We start from the raw sequence: 26,460 nt of genomic DNA on the forward strand, positions 1-26,460 counted from the left end.
TAACCTAAATCATGTCTATAGGGTCTACGTCTAAGCTCCAGCGTACTTTTTGTGCAAGTTTACTGGTACTTAAATAATCAACCATTTGCGCAAGGTACTGATGTAATATGCGACGATCTTGCGCTTGAATATGCAATTGAAAACGATACATACCTGCGACTCTTTCAAGTGGGGCAGGGATCGGACCGAGCAATTGTATACCAGATACCCCATTCACAGGAACCAAATCCGTCAAAAAATCGACGACTAGTTTAATACTATGCCCTTGTGCACGCACAATGGCCATATTTGTAATGGGCGGTAAGTCAGCATCATCGCGCTCACTAAGAGCAAAGCGGGCAAAGTCTTGGTAACCATTATTAACTAAGTCTTGCAAAAGAGGGTGTTCTGGAAAGTGTGTTTGTAATAACACTTGGCCAGGCTCACCTGAACGTCCAGCACGCCCCGCTACTTGGGTGACTAATTGCGCTAAATGTTCTGTTGCTCTAAAGTCGCATGAGTATAAGCCGCTATCTACATCTAAAATTATAACAAGGCTCACATCTGCAAAGTGATGGCCTTTGGCAAGCATTTGTGTGCCCACTAAAATGCGTGCGCCGCCTAGATTTATTTCATCAAGTGCTTTTTCAAGGCTACCTTTACGGCGAGTTGAATCGCGGTCTATACGAGTAACGGGTGTATCAGGGAATTCGGTCGATAAAAACTCTTCAATTTGCTCTGTGCCTTTACCGTTAGGAAATATTTGCGTACTTCCACAGTCAGGGCATTGGTGAGGGACAGGGTACTGGTCGCCACAGTGATGACAGATCATTTGCCCAATCGCTTTATGAAATGTAGCGCTGGTACTGCATCGTTTACACTCGCTCAACCAACCGCACTCATGGCAAATAAGGGTGGGTGAGAAACCTCGGCGATTTAAAAATACCATAACCTGTTTACCGCGATTTAAGTGCTGACGCATAGTAGCAAGGATTGCATGTGCAATACCTGCTTGGTCGGGCTGACCTTTCATATCGAGTAACTTAAACTGGTTGTCAGTCGCTGTTTGCGCACGCTCGGTTAAACTTAATAGCTGATACTTGTTATTAATTGCTTTATGAAGTGTTTCAAGCGCGGGCGTTGCGCTGCCTAATATAAGCGGAATTTTATGCTGAAAAGCCCTGTAAGCGGCTAAATCACGAGCATGGTAACGAAGGGTATCTTGTTGTTTAAATGACGAGTCGTGTTCTTCATCAACAACAATCATACCGAGTTTTAAAAATGGCAGAAAAATACTCGAACGCGTGCCAATAACTATCGCGCAACTGCCTTTTTCGCAAAAACGCCATGTTTGTAAACGTTCGTTGTCGGTAAGTGCTGAATGCCAAAGCATAATGGGTGTATCAGGAAAGCGGCGGCGAAAACGGTTTACGGTTTGTGGTGTTAGGCCGATTTCGGGCACGAGTACGAGGGCTTGCTCGCCACGTTTGAGTACTTCTTCTAGGCACTGTAAATACACTTCGGTTTTACCGCTGCCCGTTACGCCTTCTAATAAGAAGCTGCTAAAGCCAGTACTTTGATTTATAGCCGTGCAAGCAACCGCTTGTTCTTTATTAAGTACTGGTTTACTACCGACGGTTGGCGCAACGCTTTGCCATTGGTTATCGTGTTCAATAGTTTGTGTAATGAGTTCTTTATCTATTAAGCTATCTATTGTTTTTTTACTAAAGCCCAGTGCTTTTAACTCAGTTAATGATGACTTACCTGATTGTGATAACTGCTTTAATAGGTTGAGCTGTGTTTTAGCTTTTAATGACGGTACTTTTGCACCTTTTTCTGTCAGGGCAACCATATTAATACTGGTTTTATCAGGCGATTCACCTTGGCGAAGTGCACCAGGTAGCGCTATATGAATAGTTTCGCCTAATGGGTAGCAATAATAGCGGGCAGTAAAGCTAAGGAGTTCTAAATGCTGGGCACTTAAAATAGGGGCGTCGTCTATTACCTCTATAATATTTTTAATTTTATTTAAAGGGACGTCGGTACTGCTTTTAATACCCAAAACAACCGCTACTTTTTTTTGATTACCAAAAGGTACCAAAACCCGCATGCCAGGTAGTAAAGGAGTTGATAAGCCACTGAGCTGTTCTTCTATTTTATAATCAAAGGTGCGTGGAAGTGGGACTTTAATAGCAACTTCAACAAAACTCATAACAACTCAACCCGTAAAATTAATGCTGTAATGTACTAAAAATAACGCTAAAAACCTACTAGCAATAGCGCTTGAGACAGAGATTGTTCACTTTTTTGGCAAAAATATAAATAAATACTTGTGTGGGGGGAGGTTGTTGGATAAAATCCGCCACCAACAAATTTGTTTTAACGACGTATGGTGCCAAACTCCGGGTTTGGAGAGCGATGCGGCCTTAACTAGAGGTTCCTATGAAAGAAGGTATTCACCCTAAGTACGAAGTAATTTCTGCAACATGTTCATGTGGAAATAAATTCGAAACTAGCTCAACTCTTTGTAAAGACATTCACTTAGACGTATGTTCTGCGTGTCACCCGTTTTACACTGGTAAGCAAAAAGTTTTAGACACTGGCGGACGTGTTGATCGCTTCAACAAGCGCTTCGGTGCACTTGCCAGCAAGAAGTAATTATTGCTGTTTAGTTAAAAAAAGCACCTTAGGGTGCTTTTTTTGTGCCTAAAATTTGTTATTTATTATCTTAAACTAACCTACATAAATCTTTAAGCAATTTAACGAATTAAATTGCACTATAACGTCGTTAAAAATTTTTTATTTAGAACAACTAGATACAAAAATTTTTGCCTAGTTCTAGCGTAATTTTCTTAACTTTAAATAGACCCCATATATAAGCAGATTGGTATTATTTCGTTGATTTTAACTATCCCCTCCTTTTGCATAACTATTTCCTATTCTTATTCTGAGTATGCATAATCCTTTACAGACAAATCGATAGATATTCTCTATATTTTAAATAGTACAATTTTTAACTAGGTTGATAAAAGTAGCTAACGTGGGCTTATCTGTTTTTAAAGTAAGGTAGTAGGCTGTTATTCTAAGTTTATGCTGATACTTTAAGTATACGTTTTATAAGATTTTGATAGACATAAAAGCACCTTAAAACTTACTTTTTAGGTGAATTTTTATTTATTAAATGTCGATATAATCCTGCAAAGTTACTGAAAAACCTCTTAAAATTAAAGGATATAGCATATAACAGGATAGACCTGATATTGCTTGGAATTTAAAAATAATAAGGGTATCGTACCCCAAGACTCCATCTCTCACTTTAACTTAAATTGCAGGATACCATCGCGTTATGTCTGACTTTCGTGAACAAGCACTACATTACCACTCACATCCCGTACCAGGTAAAATTAGCATTGAGCTTACAAAACCAGCTGAAACGGCTCATGATCTTGCACTTGCGTATAGCCCAGGTGTTGCCGAACCTGTACGTGAAATAGCTGCAGATCCTGCAAATGCTTATAAATATACTGGTAAAGGTAACATGGTTGCGGTTATTACTAATGGTACTGCAATTCTAGGCCTTGGTAATTTAGGTCCTTTAGCGTCTAAGCCCGTAATGGAAGGTAAAGCGTTATTGTTTAAACGTTTTGCAGGGCTTGATTCTATCGATATTGAAGTTAAGCACAAAACAACAGAAGACTTTATTAATACGGTTGCCAATATTGCCGACACATTCGGTGGTATTAACCTTGAAGATATTAAAGCACCAGAGTGTTTTGAAATAGAAAAAGCATTAATAGAGCGTTGTAGCATTCCTGTTTTTCATGACGATCAACACGGTACTGCCATTGTAACGGCTGCTGGTATGTTAAATGCGCTAGAAGTACAAGGTAAGTCAATTGAAGATGCAATTATTGTATGTTTAGGTGCAGGCGCTGCCGCTGTTGCGTGTATGGAGCTGTTAATTAAGTGTGGTGCACTGCGTGAACACATTTATATGCTTGACCGCAAAGGTGTTATTCATACCCGCCGCGATGACTTAAATGAATATAAACAGCTTTTTGCTAACAATACCGATAAGCGTACATTGCAAGATGTAATTGCAGATGCAGATGTATTTGTGGGTGTTTCTGGCCCTAACTTATTAGCGGCTGAAGATTTAAAGCTAATGGCTGCAAAACCAGTTGTGTTTGCATGTTCAAATCCAGATCCTGAGATTGATCCTGCACTTGCGCACGGCGCACGCAACGATTTAATCATGGCAACAGGACGCTCTGATTACCCTAACCAAGTTAATAATGTTTTATGTTTCCCGTTTATTTTCCGTGGTGCACTTGATGTACGTGCAAGCGCTATTAACGATGAAATGAAAATTGCTGCAGTAGATGCTATTCGAAGTATTGCCAAAGAGCCAGTACCTGCAGAAGTTTTAAAAGCCGCTGGTGTAGATAAACTAGAATTTGGTGCGCAGTATATTATTCCAAAACCAATGGATCCACGTTTACTGCCGCGTATAGCAAGAGCTGTTGCACTTGCTGCTATTGAGTCAGGTGTTGCACAAATTGAGCTACCTGAAAACTATATGCAGTAAATCTATACAGTAGAGCTATGCAATAAAATTTAGATATAAAAAAACCTCAGTAATTACTGAGGTTTTTTTTGTCTTTGTAATATTTATTCTTCGTTTAAAACGGGTACTTCTAGACCCATTTCTTGCATTATTTTTTTAACTTCTTCTGGCACTTTTTCGGCGTTATCTTTACGTAAGTCATCGTCATTTGGTAAAGGTTGGCCAGTAAAAGCATGCAAAAATGCCTCACATAGCAATTCACTATTTGTAGCATGGCGAAGGTTATTGATTTGACGACGTGTACGTTCGTCAGTTAATACCTTTAATACATTTAGCGGGATCGAAACGGTGATCTTTTTAACTTGCTCTGATTTTTTACCGTGTTCTGCGTATGGGTGAATATACTCACCATTCCATTTAGCCATAAGATGTATCGTTGCCTCAGATTATTAATTTCTCACACGGTATAAAAAGCGTGTAAATATGCGTGAAATTCTATCGATTTAAAAAAGATAGTCAAATAATAGATACCGATCTATCTTAATAAGCCTATTGTAGGTGTAAAGATAAGCACACTTTTGTGAGCTAAAATGTGTTATTCGCAAAGGCCCCTTCTACTTTTAGCCATCTAGAGCTTTAAAATACTTTGACTTATCAAAACGGATAACTTACTCTTTTAGACGTCTAAACATCCAAATTAATCAGGTGACGAATATGAGCGAAAAAAACAAAGCGACCATTGCTGTACGTAACGGCGTTGATGCTGATAAACATCATGGTGCGGTGGTACCGCCAATTTATTTATCGACTACTTATTCGTTTGCCGACTTTGATACTAAGCGTGAGTATGATTATGGTCGTAGCGGTAATCCTAATCGTGATATTTTAGCTGAGACGCTTGCTAAGCTTGAAGGTGGCGCTCGTGGCATAATTACAGCTACAGGCATGGCTGCCGTGCATTTAGCTACTCAGCTACTTAATAGTGACGATACGTTAGTAATTCCACATGATTGTTATGGTGGCAGCTATCGTTTATTTACATCTTTACAAAAACGCGGACTACTAAAGCTCGAAATATTAGATTTAACAAAAGAAGAAAGTCTTCAACAAATTTTAGTAATTAAACCAAAGCTTATTTGGATAGAAACCCCAAGTAACCCAGTACTTCGTTTAACAGATATTAAAGCGGTTACCGATGTGGCTAAGCAATGCGGTGCATTGGTGGCTGCAGATAACACGTTTTTGTCGCCTGCTTTACAAAATCCTCTTAAGTTTTGTGTAGATATTGTGGTGCATTCAACCACTAAATACATTAACGGACACTCAGATGTAGTAGGCGGCGCTGTTATTGCCGCAACACAAGAGTTAGGCGATGAGCTTGCTTGGTGGGCTAATAACATTGGTATTACGGGTGCGCCTTTTGATAGCTATTTAACGCTTCGTGGTTTACGTACTTTAAATGTGCGCCTAAGGCAGCATCAAGAAAATGCACTGGCAATAGCTAAGTACCTTGAAAGCTCTGAATATGTAAGCCAAGTTTACTACCCAGGTCTTGAGTCACATCCTCAACATGAGCTGGCTAAAGCACAGCAACTTGGTTTTGGTGGCATGGTTAGTTTTGATATTAAAGGCGATATAAACGACGCTGCGGCATTTTTAACTAGCCTTAAAACGTTTAGTTTAGCTGAGTCATTAGGTGGCGTAGAGAGCTTAATTTGTCACCCTGCAACTATGACGCACGCAGGTATGGAGGCAACAGCACGTTTAGAGGCGGGTGTGGGCGATACGCTTATTCGTATTTCGGTAGGTATTGAAGATATACACGATTTAGTCGCTGATTTTGAACGAGTGTTTGAACTTGTAAAACCAGGGCAAAATAAAAATGTTGGCCGTGTAGGCAAAGGAGCAGGCACTCCTGGTGGTAACGTTAAATTAAGTGCAGCTCGTCCGGCGCTTTGGTGATTAATATGGTTAATTGTATACATAAATTTGGTGGCTCGAGTTTAAGCTCAAGTGAGCGATACCAAAGCGTAGCAAAAATAATAATTACACATACTCAGCCGGGTGATTGTGTGGTGGTATCGGCTGCGGGTAAGACAACCGATACGCTAGTATTACTTTGGCAAAGCTATCAAAAACAAGATACTCAAGCAGTAGCTGATATTTTACTGCAGTTAAATAACCATCAAAGTGATTTAATAGAGCAGTTATTAGAAGCTGATTTAAAACGAAGTGCACTTAAAACACTAAGTATCGAACTTAGCTATATTGCAGAACTTGCTCAAGCTGAGCAGCTAAAAGAGGCTGCATTACTTGCACATGGCGAACTGTGGTCAGCACGTTTACTCGCTACTTATTTACAGCAGCTAAATATTGAGGCATGCGCTCAAGATGCACGTACTCTTTTTACCTTAAATGATGGCGAATTAATGCATGCGCAAAATGCGCAGCAATGTGGGCAGTTAATTTTGCCTAATAAAATAAATGTTGTTACTGGGTTTATTGCCGCAGATATCAAAGGCGAGACAGTAACGCTTGGCCGAAATGGCAGTGACTACAGCGCAACACTACTTGCAAATTATTGCAATGCTAAGCAAGTATGTATTTGGACTGATACACAGGGAGTGTATAGCACTGATCCTCGCAAGGTACAAAAAGCGATTAAGTACGGCAAAATTTGCCGTGGGCAGGCTAATTTATTAGCTCGTTTGGGTAACCCTGTATTACATGCAAAAACACTATCGCCACTTAAAAACACAGATATTAAGTTAGCTGTTCGCAGTAGTTTTGACGTACAAGCAAGTCCAACAGATATAGTAAAAGAAGGTTCAGCGAAGAAAAAACGTTTTATAACCACGTTGCAAAATGTTGACCTATTAATGGTTGAAGGATTAAGTGAAGGTGAGGTCTCAAGCGTTAGTCAGCTTATTCAGCATAGCCTTCATCACTTTAACCATAATGGTGAAGTGTATTTAGTAGTACCTGCAGCACAAACTTATCTGGTTATTAATTATTTTGCGGGTAGGGCAAATATTAGTGAGTCAAATTTAAACGGTTGTGCAATTGTAGCGCCTGAGCAAGACGTTAATACATTAAGCTTACAAGCATTAGATTTATTAAAAATCCACAGCATAAAACCTCGTTTTGTCCATCAAGATACTGGCTATGCTTTATTGCTTACCGATCAATTTATAGATAGTGATATACAAAGTGCCTTACACGATAAGTTAATTAATAAAGGCCAAGAAATCGCAATTATAGTTGCGGGGCTTGGTAACGTTGGCGACGCTTTTATTAAACAGTTATCGGCACAATTTGAGCGTTTATCGGATGACTTTAGTATTAAATTAGTCGGTCTAATTCGCTCTAAAAAAATGCTGTTTAATGCAAGTGGTATTAATACACAGCAATGGAAAACTCAATGGCAGCATGAGGCAAATAGCTATCAATCTGCAGATTTACTGAATGCTATAAATGAGCTCGATTACGAGCATAAAATTGTAATTGATATTACCGCAAGTGAACAATTTAGCTTGTTATATCCAGACTTTGTAGATAGAAACTGTCATTTAATTAGTGCTAATAAATACGCTGGAACAGCACCGACTACTTGGTATAAAGCACTTCGTAGTAATATTACAGAACGTAATTTACATTGGCGATATAACACCAGTGTAGGCGCTGGCTTACCTATTAACTTTGCTTTGGCTGATTTGCAAAATAGTGGCGATAAAATAACACGTATAGAAGGTGTTTTCTCAGGCACGCTTTCGTGGTTATGCAGTAAATATGATGGAACAAGGCCATTTTCTGAGTTGCTACTGGAAGCTCAGAAAATGGGATTCACAGAGCCAGACCCTCGCGAAGATTTATCTGGGCGAGATATGCAGCGTAAGCTACTTATTTTAGCTCGAGAGCTAGGTGTTGAGCTTGAACTTGACGATATTGGTTTATCGGCATTGATGCCAGATGAACTTGCGCTGGGAAGTTGGGATGACTTTTTAAATAAAAAAGCACAGCTAGACGCGTTCATCGAAGAGCATGCAGTGACAGCAAAGTCTAAAAATTTAGTACTTAGATATACGGGCTTGTTAGAAATCACACAAGGTGAAGTAATTGCTAAAGTGGGAATAGCGTATGTGCCTAATGGCGATGCGTTAGCAAACCTTACACCTGGCGATAATATTTTTGTAATTAATAGCAAATGGTATAGCGATAACGCATTAGTGATTCAGGGGCCTGGAGCGGGTAGAGAAGTGACCGCTGCGGGTGTGCACTCTGATTTATATTGGCTTGTTCAAAACTTAAAATAAACCTTTGGTTTAAACAAAAACGGCAGCTTAAATAAGCTGCCGTTTTTGTATTACATACATATTACTAAAATAGCTCTTCTTCTGTTTTAGTGTCTTCTTCAAATATATCGTTAGGCTGAGATAGCACATACTTTGTAGGTGCGGTGCCTTTTTCAAAATATTCAAATCGACTTGTGTAGTCATTTTTATGGCTAAGTAAGCCTGTAGCTAAATCAATACGAATAGAAACAAGTCCCTCAGGCGGCTCAATTGGGGCTTCAGGCTTGCCTTCAAGTGCCGCTTTCATAAATTCAACCCATGCTGGCTGCGCGGTTTTAGCGCCAGATTCCGCACCTGATATTTGGCTGCTATCTAGGTTGTTATTATATGTAGAGCGACCAAGAGCGTTGCCCGGATTATCAAAGCCAACCCAAACTGAGGTCATCACATTACTATTAAAACCGCTAAACCAGGTATCTACTGAGTCATTAGTTGTGCCTGTTTTACCTGAAATATCGCGACGATCTAGCGCTTGTGCTCGCCAACCGGTTCCACTCCAACCTGTTTTATGAGCCCAGCTACCACCCCCCCAAATTGCACTATTCATAGCATCAGCAATTAAAAATGCATTTTGCTTAGAAATAATTCTCGGCGCACATTTTTTCGTTTGCTCCATTTCATCATCACTATTATGCATCGAGAGTACATTGTGTGTTGGCAAAGGCTCTTCGTCACAGGCAAGAGCAGGGTTTGCTTTAAACAATACATTGCCGTAAGCATCTTGAATTTCTGAGATAAAGTAAGGTTCAATTAAGTGACCACCGTTGGCAAATGTGCTCATGCCTCTTGCAAGTTCAAGCGGAGTAATAGAAGCACTACCAAGTGCTAATGATTCACTACGATTAATGTCAGCGTCTTTAAAACCAAATTTTAGTAAGTGATCAGCTGTACGTTGCAATCCAACACCACGTAGTAAGCGCACCGAAATAACGTTTTTAGACTGTGCTAAAGCACGGCGAATTCGAATAGGACCATTGTAAACAGCAGGGCTGTTTTTAGGGCGCCATGCTACGCCTTGGCTCTTATCCCACTGGTTTATAGGTGCATCATTTAATATAGACGCAAGCGTGTAACCTTTTTCAAGTGCTGCTGAATATATAAAAGGTTTTATATTAGAACCCACTTGACGCTTAGCTTGTATCGCTCGGTTGTATTGACTTTGCTCAAAGCTGTAACCCCCTACAATAGCTTTTATTCTACCGTCTTGTGGATCGAGGGATACAATAGCGCTTGATGCTTCTGGTATTTGGCTTAATAAGTAGCTGTTATCTTCGTTTTGACGTACCCATATTTGCATACCTGGCGTTAAAATATCAGTAGCTGCTTTTGGAGCAAAGCTTTGGCGGTAGCGAGTAATATACTTACGCGCCCATTTTAAACTATCCCAACTGAGAGTTGTTTGCTCACCGTTTTTAAGTAGTACTGTAGCTGTTTTATTATTAACACTGAGTACTGCTGCAACTTTTAAAGTGCCTAACTCATTTACGCTCTGTAATTTATTGAGTATTTGTTGCTCAGTTAAAGCTGGTTGTGTTTCAGGATTCCATAAAACATCAGTTGGACCTCTAAAACCATGACGCATATCGTAACTGTGTAAGTTATTTACAAGTGCGTTTTGCGCTGCTTTTTGAACCTTTGACTCTACTGAGGTAAAAATTTTAAAACCAGAGTTGTAGGCTTTATCTACCCCATAGCGCGAAACCATTTCAGCGCGCACCATTTCAGAGATATACGGTGCGTATAAGTTTATTTCTGCACCGTGAAAATAAGCTGTAATAGGTTGGCTAGTTGCTTCGCTATATTGCTCTTGTGTTATATAGTCTTCGGTCAGTAAACGGCCTAAAACTACATTTCGGCGTGCTTTTGCACGCGTTGGGTTACGAATTGGGTTTAAAGCTGAAGGTGCTTTAGGTAAACCTGCAATCATCGCCATTTGCGCAAGTGTTAAATCTTTTAGCTCTTTACCGTAATAAACTTGCGCTGCTGCACCAATACCGAAAGCACGATTACCTAATTCTATTTTATTAAGGTAAAGCTCTAAAATTTCGTCTTTTGTTAACACTCCTTCAATATGAAGCGCTATAAATATTTCTTTAACTTTACGGATATACGCTTTTTCGCGTGTTAAAAAGAAATTACGAGCAAGCTGCATAGTAATAGTACTTGCACCTTGTTTTTTCTCGCCAGTAGATATAAGAACAACAGCCGAACGTACTATACCAATAGGGTCTATGCCTATATGATCGTAAAATCGATTATCTTCTGTCGCTAAAAATGCATTAATGAGTGTTTGAGGAATTTCATCAATAGTCACTGGAATACGACGTTTTTCACCAAATTGATTGATTAAAAGCCCATCTTTAGTGAATACTTGCATAGGAGTTTGTAATTGCACGTCTTTTAAAACTTGCACACTGGGGATATCAGGTTTAACGTAGTAATAAAGACTGATCAAAGTAATCAGACCAATTAACACACAAATGATAAAAAATTGTAAAGTTCGTTTTAATAAAATCACTTATATTTCCCTAAATGGACTCCCAATTGCGAGTTTTGACTGCTAGTATATATTGATTAAAAAATGAATAATATTTTTTCATATAAAAATTATAACTTGTTTATTATTAAAACAAAGGCCAAGTTGAAACATGCTAAGTCAACTATTTCAAAAACCGTCCCAAATGATGGTAGGAATTGATATTGGATCACACTCTATTAAGGCTGTGCTTTTACGTGAAATTGAAACTGGATTTCGACTCGAAGCACTTGCAATTGAGCCGATGCCAAAAGGTGCAATGAGTGAGCGCACAATTCAAGATATTGAAGCGATTGGTAACGTAATTACAAAATTAAGAAAAAAATTACCAAAGTCGTTAAAATCTGCAGCAGTGGCTGTTTCTGGCCAAACAGTCATTACAAAAGTGATCTTCATGGATGTATCGTTAACTGATGCTGAACTTGAGTCGCAAATTGAAATTGAAGCCGATAGTTTAATTCCATATCCTCTTGATGAAGTGAGCCTCGACTTTGAGAAGCTTTCGACGAATGAGGCCGATCCTAGTAAAATGAATGTTTTGCTTTCAGCTGCTCGTACTGAGAGTGTAGAAGCGCGTGTTGGCGCTTTAGAAGCTGCAAATTTAGAAGCTAAAATAGTTGATGTAGAAAGCTATGCATTAAGTCGTGCAATGGATGTGTATTACCAACAATTACCTAGCGACGCATTTAATAAATGTGTGGCTGTGGTTGATATTGGTGCGGTTTTAATGCTCGTGAGCATTGTTCAAGCTGGGGAAACAATTTATACACGAGACCAAGTTTTTGGTGGCGACCAATATACAAATAGTATTGTTGCTTATTATAATAAAGGATTTGATGAAGCTGAAATTGGTAAAACATCAGGTGATTTACCGCCAAACTACACCTTTGAAGTATTAGCCCCTTTTCAAACCTCGTTACTTCAACAGGTGCGACGCGCGGTGCAAATGTTTTTAACAACCAGTGGCAAAGAGCAAATCGACTATATTGTATTAACGGGTGGTACATCGATGATTAAAGGTATTGACCGATTACTCATTGAAGAACTAGGTATTCACTCTGTCGTTGCTGAGCCTTTTGAAAATATGGAAATTTCTCCAAAAGTAGATCGTAATGTAATGCAGCGTCACAAAACGCAGTTTGCAATTGCGACAGGGTTGGCATTAAGGAGCTTTTCAACATGCCACATATAAATCTACTTCCTTGGCGTGAATCGCAGCGCGAAGAATCGAAAAAGAAATTTGTAACTATACTTATTGGTGTCGTCATACTTTGTTTTGCGAGTATGTACTTATTAAGCTCTTTTTATAGTGCATTAAAAGACGGTCAAAACTTAAAGAATAACTATTTAAGCTCAGAAATTAGCATGCTAGATAAAAAAATAAGTGAAATTAGAAGTTTAGATAAAAGAAAAGAAAACTTACAACAGCGTATGAGGCTCATTGAAGAATTACAAAGCAGCCGTAATTTGGGTACGCAAATAATGGATGAAGTTGCCAAAATAGTGCCGGGTGGGGTCTATTTAACAAAACTCGAGCGCAGAGGCAGCCAAATACATGTATTGGGACGCAGTGAGTCTAATAACCGTTTATCAACAATGCTGCGCCAAGTACAAAGCTCATATTTACTAGAGAATCCTTCAATGCAAGGCATTGTTGCAGGCGATCAATCTTCGCGTTTACTTAGTGATTTTAATATGGAATTTTATGTAAAACCATTTGATAAAATTGGTGAGGTTAGCGATGCGCCTTGATTTTAAAGCACTGAGTGAAATTGATTGGAATGAAATAGAGCTCGATAACATTGGCGATTGGCCTATTGCAGTTAAAGCAATTTGCTGTACGTTTGTTGCCGGACTTGTATTGTTTTTTAGTTATAGCCTGTTAGTTTCTGATGAAATTGATAGTTACCACAGTGCAGTTGCGAAAGAGGTCGAGTTACGCACAACTTATCGTACTAAATACGCAGTCGCTAGTAGAATAGATGTTTATCGTCAACAAATGATTGAAATGGAAGGTAAGTTTTCACAATTATTAAAACGTTTACCTACCTCTAACGAAACCCCTGGTTTACTTGATGATTTGTCGTATGTTGGTACAACAAGTGGTTTGACTTTTTTAAAAATAGGTTGGTTACCAGAAGTCGAGAAAGAATTTTATACTGAATTACCGATTAAAATAGAAGTGATAGGGACCTACCATGAATTTGGAGAGTTTGTGGGTAAAGTAGCTCAGTTACCACGAATTGTAAGCTTACATGACTTTTCTATTTTATCATCGGGCGATAAACAGTTAACATTTAGTGTTGTTGCAAAAACATATCGTTATGAAGAAGGAGTTAAAAAATGAAGCTCCTTCGCGTAGTACCTGTAGTAATGGTGTTTGTTTTGAGTGGTTGTAATGATGATACGTCTGAGCAAAAAGAATTTATTGATCAGGTAAAAGCAAGCACAACACCAAAGGTTGAATCAATTCCTGAGCTGACAAAGTTTGAAATATTTGAGTACAGTGCTGGTCAGCTACGTAGCCCGTTTGTAGCGCCTCAGCCTGAGATAATCCAAAATAAATTAACGCAAGTAAAAAACTGTTTGCACCCAGATCAAGAGCGTCGCCGCGAACCGTTAGAAAAATACCCGCTAGATAACTTAGCAATGAAAGGCACAATTGGTTCTAGTGGACAAATATGGGCATTAATAACAGCAGCTGACGCTACTTTGCATCGTGTAACGGTAGGGAATTACCTTGGTAGTTATGATGGCAAGGTAAAAACAGTAAGTAACGACTATATAGAGTTAGTGGAATTAATCCCTGATGGGTCTGGCTGTTGGAAAGAGCGCTTGACTAAATTAGAAATGTTAGAGGCGGCAACAGATGGCGCAAATTAATAATAAAAAAGGTAAAAATAGCATGCATAAGGATGTACTTTGGCTTCATCGTATTTCACGAACATTACTGGCTGCTGTTGCTTTAGTCACTGTAAATTCAGCCGTTGCAGGGCCGTTACTTTATGATGTTCGTTATAATCCATTACTTAAAGGCGAAACTGAGTTACAGCTTGTTTTTGATGAAGAGTTAACGCTTGAGCCAAAAGTTCAGGTGTTTAATAGCCCAGCCCGAATCGAAATGTTTTTTGATACCGCAGAGTTAGAGGTTGGTTTAAATGATGTTGAAGTTAATCAAGCTGGAATTAGCAGCGTTACTAATGTTTTAACTAACAGTGGTTTAAAGGTAACGGTAAACTTAGATAGATTAAAAATTTATGAAACTGAAGTTCATAACAACTTAGTATCAATACGCGTGTCTGATAATCCTCTTACAGAATCTGAAAATGAAGATGTAGCGATGGACTCAGGTGATGTAAGTGGAAATTACATCAACCGTATCCAATCAATTGATTTTAGACGTGGTGAAAAGGGCGAAGCGAAAGTACTCGTATTTTTACAAGACACTCAAGCTGCAATTGAAGTCCATGAAAGTGGCGGTAAAATTTACGCTGACTTTCATCACACCGATATTTTAGATGACCTACTTTATGAATTAGATGTATTAGATTTTGGTACTGTTGTAAGTAATATCGAGACTTTTAAAGAAGACGGATTAAGTCGTGTCGTTATTGAGCCAAACGCCCAGTTTACATTTACGTACCAGCAAATAGATAATATTTTAACGCTGACGGTAGAAAAAGATGAAACGCAAAACGCCTATTTAGATGGTGGCGTTGAGTATCAAGGTCGCCCTATGACCTTAAATTTTCAAGATATCTCTGTGCGAGCAGCACTACAAATTATTGCGGGTTATAACGATTTTAACTTAGTAACCAGTGATTCAGTGACAGGTAATATAACACTGCGCTTAGATGGCGTACCGTGGGATCAAGCGCTTGACGTAGTATTGCGTATTAAAGGGCTAGACAAACGCATGGATGGCTCTATTTTAATGGTAGCGCCTGCAGAGGAGCTTGCGGCACGTGAAGCTAAAGATTTAAAAGCTAAACAGCAAGTTGAAGATTTAGAACCACTCTATAGTGAATACATTCGATTAAACTATGCTAAAGCCGAAAATTTTGCTGACTTATTAAAAACAGATAGGAACAGTATTATAACTGCCCGCGGTAGTGTATCGGTTGATCAGCGTACAAATACTTTATTGGTAAAAGATACTGTAAAGAGTATAGAAAACATTCGCCGGATGATAGAAACACTCGATATTCCGGTACAGCAGGTTGTAATCGAATCTCGAATGGTAACTGTGCGCGATAACGTTACTGAAGACTTAGGCGTACGCTGGGGGTTTAGTGATCAAGGTAGTAGTGTTGGTATTTCTGGCTCCCTTGAAGGCGCAGAAGGTATTTATAACGCGACATCAACTTCAAATGCGCCAAGTATTTCAGATCGATTAAATGTAAATTTACCAATTTCTAATCCTGCGGCCAGTATTGGTTTGCACATAGCAAAGTTGGCTAACGGTACATTAATTGATTTAGAGCTAAGTGCTCTTGAAGAAGAGAATAAAGGCGAAATTATTGCTAGTCCGCGTATCATAGCGGCTAATCAGCAAAAAGCGCGAATAGAGCAAGGTACTGAAATCCCTTACACTGAGTCAGCTTCAAGTGGTGCTACTACTGTAAGCTTTAAAAAAGCGGTACTAAGCTTAGAAGTAACACCTCATATCACACCTGATAATAAAGTAATTCTAGACTTAATTATTACTCAAGACACACGTGGTGACACTGTACAAACTGGAACAGGTGAAGCAGTGTCTATTGATACCCAAGAGATTCAAACTCAAGTGTTAGTTGAGAATGGACAAACCGTAGTACTCGGTGGTATTTTCCAGCAGCAGATCATTAATACTACGAGTAAAGTGCCAATTTTAGGTGACATTCCTTACGTAGGAAGACTATTTAAAACCACAAGTGAGTTTAATGAAAAGCGTGAATTACTTATTTTTGTGACACCAAAAATACAAATTGATTAAAATACAGTGGTTTTATGTTAACCAACGGGTGATTATTTAGATTAATTGCTCGTTATATGGCTTTTTATGCTAATTGACTTGAAATACCCCCGCAATTACTGAGATAATCCCCTCCTTAATTTTGGGGCCAGGTCGTTAGGCGGGGTTTTATTTCAAATTTTAGAGTTTGTTTGTACTAAAAGATATGGCTGAGAAACGTAATATATTTCTAGTTGGCCCCATGGGGGCTGGCAAAAGCACGATTGGTCGTCACATCGCTGACCAATTACACCTTGAATTTGTTGATTCTGATCAAGAAATCGAACGCCGCACAGGTGCAGATATTGCATGGGTATTCGATCTTGAAGGTGAAGAAGGCTTTAGACTTCGAGAAGAGTCTGTTATTGGCGATTTAACCGAGATGCAAGGTATTGTACTTGCTACCGGTGGTGGTTCAGTAATGAGCAAAGAAGTTCGAAACAAGCTTTCGGCTCGAGGTATCGTTGTATACCTAGAGACACCTATAGAGAAGCAAGTTGCACGCACGCAACGCGACAAGCGTCGCCCATTACTGCAAACTGAAGAAGCACCTCGTAACGTACTAGAGCGCTTAGCAGAAGAACGCGAGCCACTATACAAAGAAGTTGCTGATTTTGTTGTACGTACCGATGAGCAAAGCGCTAAAGTTGTTGCTAACCAAATCATCGAGAAATTAGATTTTTAAAAACCAATAATAAAGGAATAGCCAAGCATGCTTAAATTAACTGTTAATTTGGACGAGCGAAGTTATCCTATTTATATTGGGCAATCTGCACTTCAAGATAATGGCCGCCTGGTTCACCACATTGGTGATTGTCGGCCTATCATCATTACTAATGACACAATAGCGCCTTTATATTTGCAAAGGTTACTTGATTCATTAGCTGATCTAAATCCGCTATCTTTTATTATTCCTGACGGTGAGCAATATAAATCACTGGAATGGTTTGAAAAAATATCAGCATTTTTACTACAAAATAACTGTGGCCGAGATACGTGTTTAATTGCGTTAGGTGGCGGTGTTGTAGGTGACCTAACTGGTTTTGTAGCGGCTTGTTATCAGCGCGGCGTACCGTTTATTCAAATACCAACGACAGTGCTTTCACAGGTTGATTCATCGGTAGGTGGAAAAACGGCAGTAAATCATCCGTTAGGTAAAAATATGATAGGGGCATTTTATCAGCCTCAAGCGGTTTTTATTGATACGCAAACATTACACACTCTACCTGCACGAGAGTTTGCAGCAGGTATGGCTGAGGTAATTAAGTATGGTCTGATTTACGATACCGAATTATTTGCCTATTTAGAGCGAAATGTGACTAATTTACAGCAACTAGATGAAGCATGCTTACAGCATATCATTTTTAGATGTTGTGAAATAAAAGCGCTTATAGTTGCTCAAGATGAAAAAGAACATGGCTTACGAGCTTTGTTAAACTTAGGCCATACATTTGCCCATGCAATTGAGGCACAGATGGGTTATGGCGTTTGGTTACACGGCGAAGCTGTTGCAACAGGAATGGTATTAGCAGCTAAACTTGCCAAGACACGCCAAGATTTAAGCGCAGATGAAGTTGATCGAATTATTAAGCTGCTTGAGCTATATAATTTACCAACAGAAATTCCAAAGCAAATGACTAGCGAGCAGTTTTTAACGCATATGCGTAAAGACAAAAAGAATAAAAAAGGCACTATCCGCTTTATTCTACCTACCCAATTTGGCCAGTGTGCATTAGTTGATAATGTATCTGATGATCAAGTTAGAGACTTAATCGAGCAGTAAATGCAGTCACAAATTTTACCAAGCCGTGCGGCTTTGGTGGATAGAATCGCACTGCAATTTGAGTACGGGCAAAATTTAATTGTTTTACTTGGCACTTCTGGGCTAGGTAAAAGTTATATGCTCGAAACCTTCATTACAGATAAATACAACGACTTTAATAAAGCCTTCGTGCAAGTAAGTGCACAAATGACTGATGCTCAGCTAATGAGTGAGTTATTAGAGCAAAGCTTTAACTCTCCCCTGATTGATCATAACTTAAGTTTACCTGAAAACTATTACCAATTACTGCAGCAGCAACCATGCGGGCCATGTTTATGGGTACTTGATGGCGGTAGGCAATTATCTGATGAGATGTTAATTGAGCTTGAGTTACTTTCTAAAAATAGCCCAAATACGCTATATATTATAATAGCTTCACAGTCTAAACTGGCTTTAAATAACGCTGTTGAAATTTATCTGGAGCCGCTAACGCTTCGAGAAAGCAAGATGTTATTGCAGTGGTACTTTACAGACTTACCCTATGATGAAGACCCTGTATTTAGTACTTTTTTAGCTGAGGCTCATGGTAATCCCAGTTTATTGCTTGCTTGGCAACCTAGTGAGCACATAGCCGATATTATTGTTAAAGACAAAGTGTCTTGGCGATTACACTTATTGATTTTGATGTTGCTGATTATGCTTTTAATTATTGGTCTGCTTTATAAGTCGGATATGACGCAGTGGTGGCAACAGTATTATCAGCAAGAAGAAACACAAGTAGTAAATACAGCAATATCTATAGAGCAAGTAAGTGAGCCGGCTATAAAGAAAAATGACTCAATAATTAACTTAAATGAACTTGAAGTAGTTGAGCCAGATATTAAGGCAGAGCGTGTACACATTAATGATGTGCCTGCCATAATGCAAAGCCTTACCGAACCTGGCAACACAGTTAACGTATTAGACAATGATGTTGATGATAGTACTAATAATAAAAGCAGTGTATCAAGTGACGTTAAATCTGAAGCTCTAAAAGTAAATACAGCAGAGCAAACTCAGATCAGCCAAGATAATATATGGTACATGCAGCAAATAGATACAAATAGTGTTATTCAATTATTAGCCGTAACTCAGCAGGAAGTTAGCGATAATTTTATTGCTCAATTCAATCTACAGCAGCAAACTCATACTTACCAAACAAAGCGAAATAATAAAATATGGTGGGTTGTTACATTTGGCAGTTTTGAAAGTATAAACGAAGCAAAATCAGCAATGGATACTTTATCTGCTGAGGTTAGAAAAAATAAACCTTTCTATAAAAAAATTAGTAAAATAAAGCAAGAAATAGCACTCGTTGATCAGTAAAACACACTGCTTTAGTGTAAAATCGCGCAACACCAGATTGAAGTAAAGAGCCAATGCAGCAAAAGAGTAGAGCCTTCCTTAAATGGGCCGGCGGAAAATACAGCCTAGTTGAAAATATTAATGCGCGATTAAACCAAGCTAGCAAGCATGCTGATACGTTGGTTGAACCTTTTGTTGGTGCAGGCTCTGTGTTTTTAAATAGTGACTTTAAACACTATATTCTCAACGATATAAATGCAGACTTAATTAACTTATACAAAGAGCTGAAAAGCTCTCCAGATGAGCTGATTAGTGACGCTAAAAAGTTATTTGTAGATTTGAATAATCACGCAGATGCTTATTACGAATATCGTGTGCAGTTTAATCAAAGTCGTGATGTATATGAACGTTCAATATTGTTTTTATACATGAACCGCCATGGTTACAACGGACTCTGTAGGTATAATTTAAAAGGTATTTTTAATGTGCCTTTTGGTAAATATAAAAAGCCTTACTTTCCTGAAAAAGAAATGTATTTTTTTGCTGAAAAAGCACAAAAAGCAACCTTTACCTGTTTAGATTACGATGACGTTTTTAAGTTAGTGCCTAACAATGCAGTTATTTATTGCGACCCACCTTATGTACCATTAAGTAAAACCGCTTCTTTTACGTCTTACGCTAAAGGGGGGTTTAATTTAGATGATCAGGCTAATTTGGCTAATCTGGCTGAGAAGGCTGCCTTTGAAAATGATACACCAGTGCTTATCTCTAATCACGATACCGTATGGACTCGAAAAATTTATAGCCAAGCATCACTTGACCAAATTCAAGTAAAGCGCACTATTAGCCCCAAAGGTGGCTCTAGAAATAAAGTTGACGAGTTGATGGCTATGTATTTAGCACCCAAGCAACCACTGCGTAAATTGCGATAACAAAAGTAATAAATAGAACAACCGCAATTAGGATGATAGAGACAGGAGAGTGTTGTTTAAAATCGACTTGGCGTTTATTTTCAGATTGAACACCAAAAAATGCTGCTAGCACACTTTGCAACGCACTAAAAAATTGCAGCATTATTTAAAATAAAGGTTTTAAAGATGGAGTGTTTTTAGAATCATCAGAGCTAGTAAGTAGCTCTAGTAAATCGAGGTAATGAAACTGAGCACTACGGCTATCGCCAGCTAACCACGAAAACCACGATGACTCTTCTTCAGCTTTAATACACGTGATTGTAGTTAATGTGTTTTGAGCACTTACCACTTGTGTATTATGACAATTACCCACTGAGCTTAATTCTTGCTCAGAGCTTGAATCAAAGCTAAACGCCCCGATAAGCAGTAATGCCGACGCAATTAATATCCCAGTTTTAAAAGCACGCATGATGAAATCCAATAATTTGTTACTTTTTTAATCATAGCAAATATTGATTAAATATCAAACTTAAAGTTACCTGAAATAGGGGCTATTACGCCATATTACTTGGGTAACATCTTCAATTAAGTTACATTAACGCAATACACTATTTATTGATGGAGTTAATCATGTTTAACCCAGAGCAAAAATATTTAATAGCCCCTTCTATCTTGTCTGCTGATTTTGCAAAACTAGGCGAAGATGTTGATAAAGTACTCGAAGCGGGCGCTGACGTGGTTCACTTTGATGTAATGGATAATCACTATGTACCTAATCTCACAATTGGTCCTATGGTGTGTAAAGCACTCAGAGATTACGGCATTACAGCACCTATCGACGTACATTTAATGGTTAAGCCTGTAGATAGTCTTATTCCATTGTTTGCAGAGGCTGGCGCATCAATTATTACTTTTCATCCAGAAGCCAGTGAGCACGTCGATCGTACAATACAGTTAATAAAAGATCGCGGCTGTAAAGCAGGCTTAGTGTTTAACCCTGCTACAAGCTTAAGTTATTTAGATCATGTTATTGATAAGCTAGATACCATTTTACTTATGTCGGTTAACCCAGGTTTTGGCGGGCAAAGCTTTATCCCTCATACGCTTGAAAAATTACGCCAAGCTAAGCAACGCATTATTGAATCGGGTCGAGATATTCGCTTAGAGGTTGATGGTGGCATTAAAGTCGATAACATTGCAGCAGCAGCACAAGCGGGTGCTGATATGTTTGTTGCAGGCTCAGCTATTTTTAACCAACCAGATTACAAAGTTGTGATTGATCAAATGCGTGAGCAGCTTGGAAGTGTTAAGTAATGAAATACGATATAGCCTTATTTGATTTAGATGGTACCTTAGTTGATAGCGTTTACGACTTGTATATTGCTATTAACCTAACCTTGAGTGATCTCGCTTTTCCTATTGTTAGCCAACGCTTGGTCGAAAGCTGGGTCGGTAATGGGGTTGAAGTCCTCGTTAAACGCGCTTTGAGTGGTGATATGCAAGTGAGTGAGCATCTAGATGAGTCACTTAGTAGTAAAGCAATATTACAGTTTTATAAGCACTATGAACAACAAGTTGGTGAGTATAGTGTTTTGTACCAACATGTAGAAACCGGGCTTGCAGCACTTCGTGGTATGTCTAAAGCACTAATCACTAATAAGTCTCGAGTATTTACAGAAAAACTACTTGATAAACTGGCACTAACGAGTCATTTTGATGTGATTGTATGCGGTGACGATATGGCAAAAAAACCATCGCCAGAGCCATTGCTATTTGCCTGCAAAAAACTAAATGCAGAGCCTAATAAAGCAATAATGATAGGGGATTCTAAAAACGATATACTTGCAGCTAAAGCCGCTAATATAGACGTAATTGCACTTAGTTATGGCTATAACCAAGGTGAAAATCTTAAGGATTATAATCCACAGTACCTATGCGATCACTTCTTAGATATAATACCTGTTCTAACGCAGCGTTAAATATTATTAATTAAGCAAAATAAAGGAAAATCATGAGTAAACCAGTAGTTTTAAGCGGCATTCAGCCAACCGGTGGTATGACAATAGGCAACTATGTTGGCGCTATTAACCAGTGGCTAAAGTTACAGGAAGACCACGAAAGTTTCTTTATGTTAGTAGACTTACACGCTATTACGGTTCGCCAAGAGCCTGAATTACTGCGCTCTCGAGTGTTGGATGGTATTGCTCTTTACGCGGCATGTGGCATTGATCCTGAAAAATCTGCTTTATTTGTACAGTCACAAGTACCTGAGCACGCACAGTTAGCGTGGGTATTAAATTGTTACGCGCAAATGGGTGAGCTTAATCGAATGACTCAGTTTAAAGACAAGTCATCTAAGCATGCAAATAACGTAAACGTGGGCTTATTTTCATATCCGGTATTGCAAGCTGCGGATATTTTATTATACCAAGCTGATCAAGTACCCGTTGGTGAAGATCAAAAGCAACACTTAGAGCTGACTCGCGATATAGCCACACGCTTTAATAATTTATACGGCGACGTATTTAAATTACCAGAGCCGTACATTCCTGAGTTTGGTGCACGCGTAATGAGCTTGCAAGACCCACTTAAAAAGATGTCTAAGTCTGACGAAAACCCAAATGGTTACATCATGTTATTAGATGAGCCTAAACAAATTGTGAAAAAGCTTAAAAAAGCAGTAACAGATTCAGATGAGCAAGCGCGCATCTATTTTGATCGCACAGAAAAGCCTGGCGTATCAAACTTGCTTACTTTATTGAGTGTTGCAACTAAGCGCTCAATAGAAGACCTAGTTCCTGAGTATGAAGATAAAATGTATGGCCATTTAAAGAAAGATACAGCAGATGCAGTTGTAAACATGATTGAGCCAATTCAAGCTCGCTTTAAAGAGATCAGAGAAGATCAAAACCTACTTAATAGCATAATGAAATCAGGTGCTGAAAAAGCAAGTGTACGTGCTGAGAAAACATTGAAATCGGTATACGATGCGCTTGGTTTTATTCCTCGCGGTTAAATTATAAATAAATTTAAAAACAAATATGCCGCTTTACTAAGCGGCATTTTTTATATAATACTGATTAATTGAGTTATATTTTATATAGAAGCTTATTTGCCCGCCACTTTATAACTCTAAAGTACTTAACACCGACTTTCCTTATGGTGGGTAAGCAAAACCTCTATTTACTTAATAGAGGTTTTAGGTAATGCCCAGTATGTGAACGCTCACATTCAGCTACTTCTTCTGGCGTGCCTGCAATGAGTATTTCACCACCGCCAGCTCCGCCTTCAGGTCCTAAATCGATAACCCAATCTGCTGTTTTAATTACATCGAGGTTGTGCTCAATAACAACAATTGTATTGCCGTGATCGCGCAGACGATGAAGTACAACAAGCAGCTGTTCAATATCAGCAAAGTGTAAGCCTGTTGTTGGCTCATCTAATATGTAGAGCGTTTTACCAGTATCACGCTTTGATAGCTCGCGCGCTAATTTTACACGTTGCGCCTCACCACCAGAGAGAGTAGTAGCGGCTTGACCTAAACGCACGTACGACAAACCAACGTCCATCAGCGTTTTAAGCTTACGGGCAATAGCCGGTATTTTATCAAAGTAATCATGAGCGTCTTCAACAGTCATCTCAAGCACTTGGTGTATGTTTTTACCTTTGTATTGTACTTCGAGGGTTTCGCGGTTATAGCGTTTACTCTTACATACATCACACGGTACATACACATCAGGTAAAAAGTGCATTTCAACTTTAATTAAGCCGTCACCTTGGCAAGCTTCACAGCGTCCGCCTTTAACGTTAAAGCTAAAGCGACCTACTTTGTAGCCACGTGAGCGCGCTTCTTGTGTACCTGCAAATAACTCACGAATGCCGGTAAATATACCTGTGTAGGTTGCCGGATTTGAACGCGGAGTACGACCAATCGGGCTTTGATCAATATCGATCACTTTATCAAAATGATCTAAACCGCTAATTGATTTATATGGAGCAGCTTCGGCAGTGGTTGCGCCATTTAGCTCTGTATGAGCAAGTTTAAACAAAGTGTCGTTTATTAGCGTTGATTTACCTGAGCCCGATACACCTGTCACACAGGTCATTAAACCAAATGGGATTTTTAAATCCACATTTTTAAGATTATTACCCGTTGCGCCAAATAGCTCTAGCCATTTGTCGTTTGTTGGGTGACGTTCTTTTGGTATTTCTATTCTACGTACGCCAGATAAAAACTGGCCCGTAACAGACTCTTTGCTTGCTAAAATATCGTCGCGTGTTCCTTGAGCAATAATATGCCCACCATGAACACCCGCGCCTGGGCCAATATCAATAATATGGTCAGCGGCACGAATAGCATCTTCATCGTGCTCTACCACAATAACGGTGTTACCTAAGTCGCGCAAATGGACCAGTGTTTGTAATAAACGGTCGTTATCGCGTTGATGCAGCCCAATAGATGGCTCATCTAGTACGTACATTACACCTACAAGGCCTGCACCAATTTGGCTTGCTAAGCGAATACGCTGAGCTTCACCACCTGATAGTGTGTCGGCGCTGCGCTCAAGTGATAAGTAATTTAGGCCAACGTTAATTAAAAACGATAAACGGTCGCGAATTTCTTTTAATATTTTTTCAGCTATTTGGCCTTTTTGTCCGGTTAGCGTTAACCCTTCAAAAAATTCCATAGCTTCACCAATACTCATGCACGTGATTGCAGGTAAGTTGGTTTTTCCAATAAATACATTTCGAGATTCTTCGCGTAAACGCGAGCCATTACAGCTAGGACATGCTTGGCTTGTTTGGTATTTAGCAAGCTCTTCGCGTACTGAGTTTGACTCGGTCTCGCGGTAGCGGCGATTCATGTTGTTTAACACGCCTTCAAACTCATGATTACGCGTAATTAAATCGCCACGGTCGTTACGGTAATTAAACGCAATTTTAGTGCTACCAGAGCCATCTAAAATAATTTTTTTCGAGTCGCTGTCTAAATCTTGATAAGGCACATCTAAATCAAAACTATAATGCTCAGCAACAGCTTGTAGCATTTGATAGTAATAAAAGCTGCGTTTATCCCAGCCTTTAATTGCACCGCCAGCAAGGCTTAACTCTGGGTTATGCACTACGCGATTAGGATCAAAATATTGACGTATACCTAAACCATCACAGGTTTGGCACGCACCAGCAGGGTTATTAAACGAAAACAAACGCGGTTCTAGCTCAGTCATTGCATAGCCACAAGTAGGGCAGGCAAAGTTTGCTGAGAATAGAATTTCTTCAGCGCTGCTATCATCCATGTATGCTACATGTGCAACGCCATTAGACATTTCAAGCGCGGTTTCAAACGATTCTGCTAAGCGTTGTTGTAAGCCATCTTTTACTTTAAATCTGTCTACAACAACTTCTATTGTATGTTTTTTATGAAGCTCAAGTGTTGGTGGATCAGACAAGTCACATACTTCACCGTCTATACGGGCGCGAATATAACCTTGGCTTGATAGCTGCTCTAATAACTTAACATGCTCACCTTTACGCTCTTTTACTATTGGCGCAAGCAGCATTAATTTACTGCCTTCAGGCAGTGCCAAAACAGTATCTACCATTTGACTAACTGTCTGCGCAGCAAGTGGTAAATCATGTGTAGGGCATCGTGGTTCGCCAACGCGGGCAAACATAAGTCGTAAATAATCGTAAATTTCGGTAATAGTACCCACAGTTGAACGCGGGTTATGAGACGTTGACTTTTGCTCAATAGAAATTGCAGGAGAGAGGCCTTCGATGTGATCTACATCAGGCTTTTCCATAAGCGATAAAAATTGTCTTGCATACGCAGAAAGTGATTCAACATACCGGCGTTGTCCTTCTGCATAAAGTGTATCAAATGCAAGTGATGACTTCCCCGAACCAGATAGACCAGTAATAACTATTAATTTATCACGTGGGATGGTTAGGCTGATGTCTTTTAAATTATGCGTACGGGCGCCTCGGACTTCAATGTTTTCCATGCTATCTCGTT

Annotated in this window: 22 protein-coding genes; 16 read left to right on the forward strand and 6 right to left on the reverse strand. The window is 39.2% G+C overall.

Going from position 1 to position 26,460, the window contains the following annotated elements; translation table 11 throughout:
- Positions 1-4: 4 nt before the first annotated feature.
- The gene (gene priA, locus I6F44_RS00100) at positions 5-2,191 is read right to left on the reverse strand and encodes a primosomal protein N' (protein ID WP_197173077.1); all 2,187 of its coding nucleotides are present in this window, start codon (positions 2,189-2,191) and stop codon (positions 5-7) included.
- Positions 2,192-2,421: 230 nt separating this feature from the next.
- Here priA and rpmE point away from each other — a divergent pair, with 230 nt between their 5' ends.
- Positions 2,422-2,637, forward strand: coding sequence for a 50S ribosomal protein L31 (rpmE, locus tag I6F44_RS00105; RefSeq protein WP_007582029.1), 216 nt, complete (start codon positions 2,422-2,424; stop codon positions 2,635-2,637).
- A gap of 688 nt (positions 2,638-3,325) precedes the next feature.
- The gene (locus I6F44_RS00110; protein WP_007582028.1) at positions 3,326-4,567 is read left to right on the forward strand and encodes a malic enzyme-like NAD(P)-binding protein; all 1,242 of its coding nucleotides are present in this window, start codon (positions 3,326-3,328) and stop codon (positions 4,565-4,567) included.
- An 83-nt stretch (positions 4,568-4,650) separates the two neighbouring features.
- On the opposite strand, the gene metJ is transcribed toward I6F44_RS00110, so the two are convergent.
- A complete protein-coding gene (metJ, locus tag I6F44_RS00115; protein WP_007586263.1) occupies positions 4,651-4,971 on the reverse strand; it encodes a met regulon transcriptional regulator MetJ in 321 nt (106 codons plus the stop codon).
- Between the two features lie 289 nt (positions 4,972-5,260).
- Between metJ and metB the strand changes: the two genes are divergently transcribed.
- Positions 5,261-6,508: a cystathionine gamma-synthase gene (metB, locus tag I6F44_RS00120; RefSeq protein ID WP_197173078.1), complete on the forward strand. Its 1,248-nt coding sequence runs from the start codon at positions 5,261-5,263 to the stop codon at positions 6,506-6,508.
- Between the two features lie 5 nt (positions 6,509-6,513).
- Complete coding sequence (gene metL, locus I6F44_RS00125) at positions 6,514-8,859, forward strand: bifunctional aspartate kinase/homoserine dehydrogenase II (protein ID WP_121954135.1); 2,346 nt, start codon at positions 6,514-6,516, stop codon at positions 8,857-8,859.
- Positions 8,860-8,923: 64 nt separating this feature from the next.
- Here the strand turns inward: metL and I6F44_RS00130 are convergent, their stop codons facing one another.
- Positions 8,924-11,416: a penicillin-binding protein 1A gene (locus I6F44_RS00130; RefSeq protein ID WP_197173079.1), complete on the reverse strand. Its 2,493-nt coding sequence runs from the start codon at positions 11,414-11,416 to the stop codon at positions 8,924-8,926.
- A 130-nt stretch (positions 11,417-11,546) separates the two neighbouring features.
- Here I6F44_RS00130 and I6F44_RS00135 point away from each other — a divergent pair, with 130 nt between their 5' ends.
- From I6F44_RS00135 to I6F44_RS00175, 9 genes are all read left to right on the forward strand, one after another.
- Positions 11,547-12,626, forward strand: coding sequence for a pilus assembly protein PilM (locus tag I6F44_RS00135; protein ID WP_197173080.1), 1,080 nt, complete (start codon positions 11,547-11,549; stop codon positions 12,624-12,626).
- On the forward strand, positions 12,614-13,186 hold the full coding sequence (locus tag I6F44_RS00140) for a PilN domain-containing protein (RefSeq protein WP_121955551.1): 573 nt from the start codon (positions 12,614-12,616) through the stop codon (positions 13,184-13,186). Before I6F44_RS00135 ends, I6F44_RS00140 begins: the two co-directional genes overlap by 13 nt.
- The gene (locus I6F44_RS00145; protein WP_121955550.1) at positions 13,176-13,781 is read left to right on the forward strand and encodes a type 4a pilus biogenesis protein PilO; all 606 of its coding nucleotides are present in this window, start codon (positions 13,176-13,178) and stop codon (positions 13,779-13,781) included. The genes I6F44_RS00140 and I6F44_RS00145 overlap by 11 nt, the downstream gene beginning before the upstream one ends.
- On the forward strand, positions 13,778-14,317 hold the full coding sequence (locus I6F44_RS00150; RefSeq protein ID WP_007586272.1) for a pilus assembly protein PilP: 540 nt from the start codon (positions 13,778-13,780) through the stop codon (positions 14,315-14,317). The genes I6F44_RS00145 and I6F44_RS00150 overlap by 4 nt, the downstream gene beginning before the upstream one ends.
- A complete protein-coding gene (locus tag I6F44_RS00155) occupies positions 14,304-16,409 on the forward strand; it encodes a type IV pilus secretin PilQ (RefSeq protein WP_101217493.1) in 2,106 nt (701 codons plus the stop codon). The genes I6F44_RS00150 and I6F44_RS00155 overlap by 14 nt, the downstream gene beginning before the upstream one ends.
- A 184-nt stretch (positions 16,410-16,593) precedes the next feature.
- Positions 16,594-17,112, forward strand: a complete 519-nt coding sequence (gene aroK, locus I6F44_RS00160) for a shikimate kinase AroK (protein WP_004589350.1) — start codon at positions 16,594-16,596, stop codon at positions 17,110-17,112.
- A 27-nt stretch (positions 17,113-17,139) separates the two neighbouring features.
- Positions 17,140-18,210, forward strand: coding sequence for a 3-dehydroquinate synthase (gene aroB / locus I6F44_RS00165; protein WP_010553793.1), 1,071 nt, complete (start codon positions 17,140-17,142; stop codon positions 18,208-18,210).
- Positions 18,211-19,554 (forward strand): AAA family ATPase, encoded by a 1,344-nt coding sequence (locus tag I6F44_RS00170; protein ID WP_024594435.1) that lies wholly within the window; start codon positions 18,211-18,213, stop codon positions 19,552-19,554.
- Positions 19,555-19,607: 53 nt separating this feature from the next.
- The gene (locus I6F44_RS00175) at positions 19,608-20,465 is read left to right on the forward strand and encodes a Dam family site-specific DNA-(adenine-N6)-methyltransferase (RefSeq protein WP_024589888.1); all 858 of its coding nucleotides are present in this window, start codon (positions 19,608-19,610) and stop codon (positions 20,463-20,465) included.
- Here I6F44_RS00175 and I6F44_RS00180 read toward each other — a convergent pair.
- The gene (locus tag I6F44_RS00180) at positions 20,422-20,607 is read right to left on the reverse strand and encodes a DUF2970 domain-containing protein (RefSeq protein WP_121955549.1); all 186 of its coding nucleotides are present in this window, start codon (positions 20,605-20,607) and stop codon (positions 20,422-20,424) included. The genes I6F44_RS00175 and I6F44_RS00180 overlap by 44 nt on opposite strands.
- A gap of 3 nt (positions 20,608-20,610) precedes the next feature.
- Complete coding sequence (locus I6F44_RS00185; RefSeq protein ID WP_197173081.1) at positions 20,611-20,913, reverse strand: hypothetical protein; 303 nt, start codon at positions 20,911-20,913, stop codon at positions 20,611-20,613.
- Positions 20,914-21,074: 161 nt separating this feature from the next.
- Between I6F44_RS00185 and rpe the strand changes: the two genes are divergently transcribed.
- The 3 genes from rpe to trpS are packed head-to-tail and all read left to right on the forward strand — an operon-like array spanning position 21,075 to position 23,460.
- Complete coding sequence (rpe, locus tag I6F44_RS00190; RefSeq protein ID WP_121955548.1) at positions 21,075-21,758, forward strand: ribulose-phosphate 3-epimerase; 684 nt, start codon at positions 21,075-21,077, stop codon at positions 21,756-21,758.
- Complete coding sequence (locus I6F44_RS00195) at positions 21,758-22,423, forward strand: phosphoglycolate phosphatase (RefSeq protein WP_024594436.1); 666 nt, start codon at positions 21,758-21,760, stop codon at positions 22,421-22,423. The genes rpe and I6F44_RS00195 overlap by 1 nt, the downstream gene beginning before the upstream one ends.
- Positions 22,424-22,455: 32 nt before the next feature.
- On the forward strand, positions 22,456-23,460 hold the full coding sequence (trpS, locus tag I6F44_RS00200) for a tryptophan--tRNA ligase (protein ID WP_024589884.1): 1,005 nt from the start codon (positions 22,456-22,458) through the stop codon (positions 23,458-23,460).
- Between the two features lie 163 nt (positions 23,461-23,623).
- On the opposite strand, the gene uvrA is transcribed toward trpS, so the two are convergent.
- Entirely contained in the window at positions 23,624-26,449 is a 2,826-nt protein-coding gene (gene uvrA, locus I6F44_RS00205) for an excinuclease ABC subunit UvrA (protein WP_121954967.1), read from the reverse strand.
- Positions 26,450-26,460 lie beyond the last annotated feature (11 nt).

The organism is Pseudoalteromonas sp. NZS11_1, from assembly GCF_015864275.1.
Lineage (GTDB): Bacteria > Pseudomonadota > Gammaproteobacteria > Enterobacterales > Alteromonadaceae > Pseudoalteromonas > Pseudoalteromonas arctica.

Excerpts from the sequence above, each read along its gene's own strand:
- I6F44_RS00180 (WP_121955549.1), bottom strand. The coding sequence starts at position 20,607 with ATGCTGCAATTTTTTAGTGCGTTGCAAAGTGTGCTAGCAGCATTTTTT.
- I6F44_RS00150 (WP_007586272.1), top strand. The coding sequence starts at position 13,778 with ATGAAGCTCCTTCGCGTAGTACCTGTAGTAATGGTGTTTGTTTTGAGT.
- aroK (WP_004589350.1), top strand. The coding sequence starts at position 16,594 with ATGGCTGAGAAACGTAATATATTTCTAGTTGGCCCCATGGGGGCTGGC.
- I6F44_RS00155 (WP_101217493.1), top strand. The coding sequence starts at position 14,304 with ATGGCGCAAATTAATAATAAAAAAGGTAAAAATAGCATGCATAAGGAT.
- I6F44_RS00185 (WP_197173081.1), bottom strand. The coding sequence starts at position 20,913 with ATGCGTGCTTTTAAAACTGGGATATTAATTGCGTCGGCATTACTGCTT.
- I6F44_RS00110 (WP_007582028.1), top strand. The coding sequence starts at position 3,326 with ATGTCTGACTTTCGTGAACAAGCACTACATTACCACTCACATCCCGTA.
- metJ (WP_007586263.1), bottom strand. The coding sequence starts at position 4,971 with ATGGCTAAATGGAATGGTGAGTATATTCACCCATACGCAGAACACGGT.
- rpmE (WP_007582029.1), top strand. The coding sequence starts at position 2,422 with ATGAAAGAAGGTATTCACCCTAAGTACGAAGTAATTTCTGCAACATGT.
- I6F44_RS00140 (WP_121955551.1), top strand. The coding sequence starts at position 12,614 with ATGCCACATATAAATCTACTTCCTTGGCGTGAATCGCAGCGCGAAGAA.
- trpS (WP_024589884.1), top strand. The coding sequence starts at position 22,456 with ATGAGTAAACCAGTAGTTTTAAGCGGCATTCAGCCAACCGGTGGTATG.
- aroB (WP_010553793.1), top strand. The coding sequence starts at position 17,140 with ATGCTTAAATTAACTGTTAATTTGGACGAGCGAAGTTATCCTATTTAT.
- I6F44_RS00195 (WP_024594436.1), top strand. The coding sequence starts at position 21,758 with ATGAAATACGATATAGCCTTATTTGATTTAGATGGTACCTTAGTTGAT.
- rpe (WP_121955548.1), top strand. The coding sequence starts at position 21,075 with ATGTTTAACCCAGAGCAAAAATATTTAATAGCCCCTTCTATCTTGTCT.
- metL (WP_121954135.1), top strand. The coding sequence starts at position 6,514 with ATGGTTAATTGTATACATAAATTTGGTGGCTCGAGTTTAAGCTCAAGT.
- I6F44_RS00170 (WP_024594435.1), top strand. The coding sequence starts at position 18,211 with ATGCAGTCACAAATTTTACCAAGCCGTGCGGCTTTGGTGGATAGAATC.
- I6F44_RS00135 (WP_197173080.1), top strand. The coding sequence starts at position 11,547 with ATGCTAAGTCAACTATTTCAAAAACCGTCCCAAATGATGGTAGGAATT.
- I6F44_RS00175 (WP_024589888.1), top strand. The coding sequence starts at position 19,608 with ATGCAGCAAAAGAGTAGAGCCTTCCTTAAATGGGCCGGCGGAAAATAC.
- I6F44_RS00145 (WP_121955550.1), top strand. The coding sequence starts at position 13,176 with ATGCGCCTTGATTTTAAAGCACTGAGTGAAATTGATTGGAATGAAATA.
- uvrA (WP_121954967.1), bottom strand. The coding sequence starts at position 26,449 with ATGGAAAACATTGAAGTCCGAGGCGCCCGTACGCATAATTTAAAAGAC.
- metB (WP_197173078.1), top strand. The coding sequence starts at position 5,261 with ATGAGCGAAAAAAACAAAGCGACCATTGCTGTACGTAACGGCGTTGAT.
- priA (WP_197173077.1), bottom strand. The coding sequence starts at position 2,191 with ATGAGTTTTGTTGAAGTTGCTATTAAAGTCCCACTTCCACGCACCTTT.